The organism is Azospirillum sp. B4, assembly GCF_000333275.1.
In the GTDB taxonomy this organism is placed as follows: Bacteria; Pseudomonadota; Alphaproteobacteria; order Azospirillales; family Azospirillaceae; genus Nitrospirillum.
The window spans coordinates 1-4051 of the sequence record NZ_BACU01000168.1 but is presented as its reverse complement, the minus strand read 5'-3'; the positions used below and the strand labels follow the sequence as shown (position 1 = coordinate 4051).

General features: G+C 63.0%; 4 protein-coding genes. 1 reads left to right on the top strand and 3 read right to left on the bottom strand.

Annotation, left to right across the window (positions count from 1 at the left end):
- Positions 1-54: 54 nt before the first annotated feature.
- Positions 55-2571 carry a beta-galactosidase GalA gene (galA, locus tag I55_RS07660; RefSeq protein ID WP_044559928.1) on the bottom strand — a complete coding sequence of 839 codons (2517 nt, stop codon included), beginning with the start codon at positions 2569-2571 and terminating at the stop codon, positions 55-57.
- Between the two features lie 160 nt (positions 2572-2731).
- Between galA and I55_RS07655 the strand changes: the two genes are divergently transcribed.
- The gene (locus I55_RS07655; protein WP_044559927.1) at positions 2732-2962 is read left to right on the top strand and encodes an AbrB/MazE/SpoVT family DNA-binding domain-containing protein; all 231 of its coding nucleotides are present in this window, start codon (positions 2732-2734) and stop codon (positions 2960-2962) included.
- Between the two features lie 122 nt (positions 2963-3084).
- On the opposite strand, the gene I55_RS35790 is transcribed toward I55_RS07655, so the two are convergent.
- Both I55_RS35790 and I55_RS35785 read right to left on the bottom strand, forming a co-directional pair.
- Positions 3085-3573: a hypothetical protein gene (locus I55_RS35790; RefSeq protein WP_148293624.1), complete on the bottom strand. Its 489-nt coding sequence runs from the start codon at positions 3571-3573 to the stop codon at positions 3085-3087.
- A 97-nt stretch (positions 3574-3670) separates the two neighbouring features.
- Entirely contained in the window at positions 3671-3994 is a 324-nt protein-coding gene (locus tag I55_RS35785; protein WP_148293623.1) for a hypothetical protein, read from the bottom strand.
- Positions 3995-4051 lie beyond the last annotated feature (57 nt).

The window sequence follows — 4051 nt, the reverse complement described above, 5'->3', positions numbered from 1 at the left end:
AGAGACAACCTCGTGAATTATAGGGGGGAATAATCCCCCCTCATGAGGATAAGATTACTCTCTCAGCACACTCAGCTCCACCGTCGCCGCCTTCAGCCCCTCGGCCTTGGCGGTCACGCGCACCGTGCCGGCGTGCGTGCTCGTTTGCACGATGGCGCCGCACAGGCCCTTGAAGGCCTTGCGATAGGGGGCGTGGTCCGGTTCCAGGCTGGTGGGGTCGCCGTTGCCCACGCCCAGCAGGCGGGCGTCGCCTTCAATCGCGAAGGTCACCAAATGGTCGGCGTCGGGCACCAGGCGGCCCTTGGCGTCGACCACGCTGGCCGACAGCACCGCCACGTCGTCGCCGTCGGCGAGCAGCTTGACGCGGTCGGCGGCCAGGGTCAGGGCATGAGCGGGGCCGGCGGTCTCCTGCCGCTGGGTCAGGACGCGGCGGCCGTCCTTGTAGCCGTGGGCTTCGATCACGCCCGGCTGGTAGGTGACCTGCCATTCCAGGTGGCGGTTGCGGGTAACCTCCTTGCGGCCTTGGCTGCGGCCGTTCACGAACAACTCCACCGCGTCCAGGTTGCTGTGGCACCACACGGCGATGTCCTGGCCCTCCCGCCCCGGCCAGGTCCAGTGCGGGAACAGGTGCAGGTGCGGCTGATCCGGCCGCCACCAGGCGCGGTAGTAGTGGTAGTTGTCCTTAGGGAAGCCGCACAGGTCCAGGATGCCGAAGTTGGATACGGTGTTGGGCCAGCCGATGAAGGGCGTCGGCTCCCCGCGATAGTCGAAGCCGGTCCAGGCGAAGCCGCCGGACAGGTATGGCCGGCTGTCGTAGAAGGTCCACCACTGTTCCGCCGTGCTGGCCCACTTGGGGTATTCGGTGTCGTAGGCGGGGACGTAACGCTTCTCGTCATCGTGGGCGTAGACGCCCCGGGTGCAGACGGTGCTGGCGGTTTCCGTGCCGATCATCGGCTGGTTGGGGAAGCGGGCGTGGAAGGCGTCGATCTCATCCAGGTAGTAGTTGAAGCCCATGACGTCCAGCACCGGGCTGGCGCCCTGGCCGAACTTGCCGTTGAAGGCCTCCGTCACCGGGCGGGTGCCGTCCAGGCGATACACCGCGCGCTTCATGCTGGCGGCGATGCGGGCGCCCTGTTCCGTGCCGCGGTGGATTTCCTCGTTGCCGATGCTCCACAGGAAGACGGAGGGGCGGTTGCGGTCGCGCCTCACCATGCGTTCCAGCTGGCTCATCCCCTCCGGGTTGCTGGACATCTGGCGGGTTTCCTCCATCACCAGCATGCCCAGCCGGTCGCAGGCGTCCAGCAGGGCCGGCGCCGGCGGGTGGTGGGTGGTGCGCCAGGCGTTGGACCCCATCTCCTTCATCCGTTCCACGCGATAGGCGTGCAGCCGGTCAGGCACGGCGAAGCCCACGCCGGCATGGTCTTGGTGGTTGCAGGTGCCCTTCACCTTCACCGGCCGGCCGTTCAGGAAAAAGCCCTCATTGGCGTCGAAGCGCAGGCTGCGGATGCCGAACGATGTGTGGTAGCGGTCGACGATGGCGCCACCGACGCTGACCTCCGTCACCAGGGTGTGGAGGTTGGGCGCCTCCAGCGACCACAGGGCGGGCGCCGCCAGCGTGGCGGTCTGCGTCACGGCGCCGGTTTGCCATTCCGCCAGCGCCAGGGGGGGCGCGTCCAGTTGCAGCACGGCGGCGCCATCCGGGCCCAGCACGGTGCTGCGCACCCGCACTTCGGCCGCCGGCCCCTCGTTCGCCAGCTCGGTGGTGATGGTGAGGTCGGCGCCGGTGGGCGTCACCGTGCTGCGCACGAAGGTGCCCCATTGCGGCACATGGGCCGGCGCGGTCTTCACCAGCCACACGTGGCGGTACAGGCCGGCGCCCTCATAGGACCAGGCCTCGCCCAGCGTGGCGTCCACCCGGATGACCAAGGTGTTGGCGCCGCCCAGGAGGACGAAGTCGGTGATATCCACCCGGAAGGGGGCGTAGCCGCTTTCGTTGGTGGCGACGATGAAGCCGTTCAGCACCACCAGGCAGTTGCGGGCGACGCCATCGAACTCCAGCGACAGGCGGCGGCCGGCGTCACTGGCGGGCAGGGTGAAGCTGCGGCGGTACCAGCCGACACTGGTCTCCGGGAACTGACGGCCCAGCGGCTTGAAGCCCTGGTAGGCCATGGCTTCCGCCGCCTCCTTGCCCGGCAGCCGCGCCTGGCTGAAGGGCAGATCCACCGCCCAGTCGTGCGGCAGGGTGACGGTGGTCCAGCCCGTGTCGTCGAAATCGGCCTTGGCCACCGGGGCGCTGAGGTCGCCGGACTTGGCATAGGTGCTGCGGTCGGCGCCGAAGCCGAAATCCTGCAGCGGATCGGCGGCATGGCCCAAATGGAAGCGCCAGCCATCATTCAGGCGCAGCCGCTCACGCGGGCCCAGGCCGGCGGGCACCGGCGTGGGCGGGGAGGGCGGAGCTTGCGTGGCTGCCGCCGCCGGGGAAATCCCGGCCGCCGTCCCGCTCAAGACAGCCCCCAGGGACGGCAGCGTGGCGGCTGTGGCGAGCAGGCGGCGGCGCGTCAAATCCGGCATGGCAGGGGGCTCCAGGGGGCTGTGGTCCATTAATAGTATATATTATCCAATCTGGATCAGATGGAAACCCTAATGGACTTTCGGACGCATTTTCCTAGAGGGGGTTGATCGGCGGCACGGCCGGATACACATTGGGAATCTGTATATCTGGGAGTATGCCATGCAGGTCGCGAAATGGGGGAACAGCCTGGCCATCCGGCTTCCTGCGGCGGTGGTGGAGGCCCTGGAATTGAAGGAAGGTGACGAGATCGAAATCCATGTCGCCGACGATCGGGAATTCGCCGTCGCCCGCAAGCCTGGCCGGGAAGAGTTGCTGAAGCGTCTGCGTTCCTTGCGGGGGCGCCTGCCGGCTGATTTCAAGTTCGACCGTGGTGATGCCAACGCCCGGTAACTCCGGGTGTGCAGGTTGCGGATTTGGGCAGTGAAGAATTCCAGAAAGCGAACGCGGGCCGAGTCACCAGCGGCGGTATTGAGTTGGGGCAGGGTGGGCGACCTGGAAGGGGGCGAGATAGTTCACTCCGCTTTCGCTTTCGGGACACTTGAACGCGCTTCTTGATCCAAAGCCTTGGCGATGGAGAGAACCTGCTCCTCAGATTGCGCCTCAATGGTTTTGAGTTTTCCGCTCGGATGAAACTCTACACGAACCTTGCGGCCCGGTCTTTTGAGCCAAGCGACCAAGGCGCCGGTAAGAAATGGACTAGCTGCCTGGGTTAGAAGAATGACAAATTCTCCTGTATATCCACTTATGGCCTCGGCGGAATCGACCGCCATAAACGCGGCATCAAGTTCAATTCCTTGCCCGCGAAGCCCAGTTACAACGTCGCGTAGCTCGATCTGATGCTCTCTTGTGAAAGTTTCTGCATCATCTGGGCCGCGCTTTAGCCAAATCGCGATTTTCCCCTGCTGCTTCCGGCGGTCGCTTTCCTCCGCCTCAAAAGCCCGTCGTCGCGCTAAATAAGCTTGGTAGACCTCGTTCTTCCAGTCGCCAGAGCCAGCGCTCAATTTATTCTCTCCTAAGTATCTTATAAACGGAATTGTCAAATATATGAGTTATTGTATAAAAATACTTTCTTCAAGGTGACGTGAAGAGGGAATGTGTTTAGCCGTCATCTTGGCTTCCGAGGTAAAAGGCAGCAGCTTTTCGCGCCGCAGCCTTCACTTCAAGGCTACAACTGCTTTGAAAGAACGCACCGGCAAGCTTTTTTGCGAGTGGCAGGTTTTCGTCTAATCCGGATTGGGTTGTATAGAGTGCCCCAAAACCACTCCAAGCCATCACTTCCTGACCAGGCCAGCGCCCTCCGCAAGCATGCTCAAAGGAAATTTGCTCATCAGTTAGCCACTTAGCCCAAGATGAAATGGGTTTATCTTGGTAGTTTTTAAAAAAATAATTCCATTTTTGCTTTGCCTTTTCAAAGGAAGGCATAATCGGTGCTATCTCCTCTTAGTAGCCTCTCAATGGTTATTCCATCTGTTCCTCAAT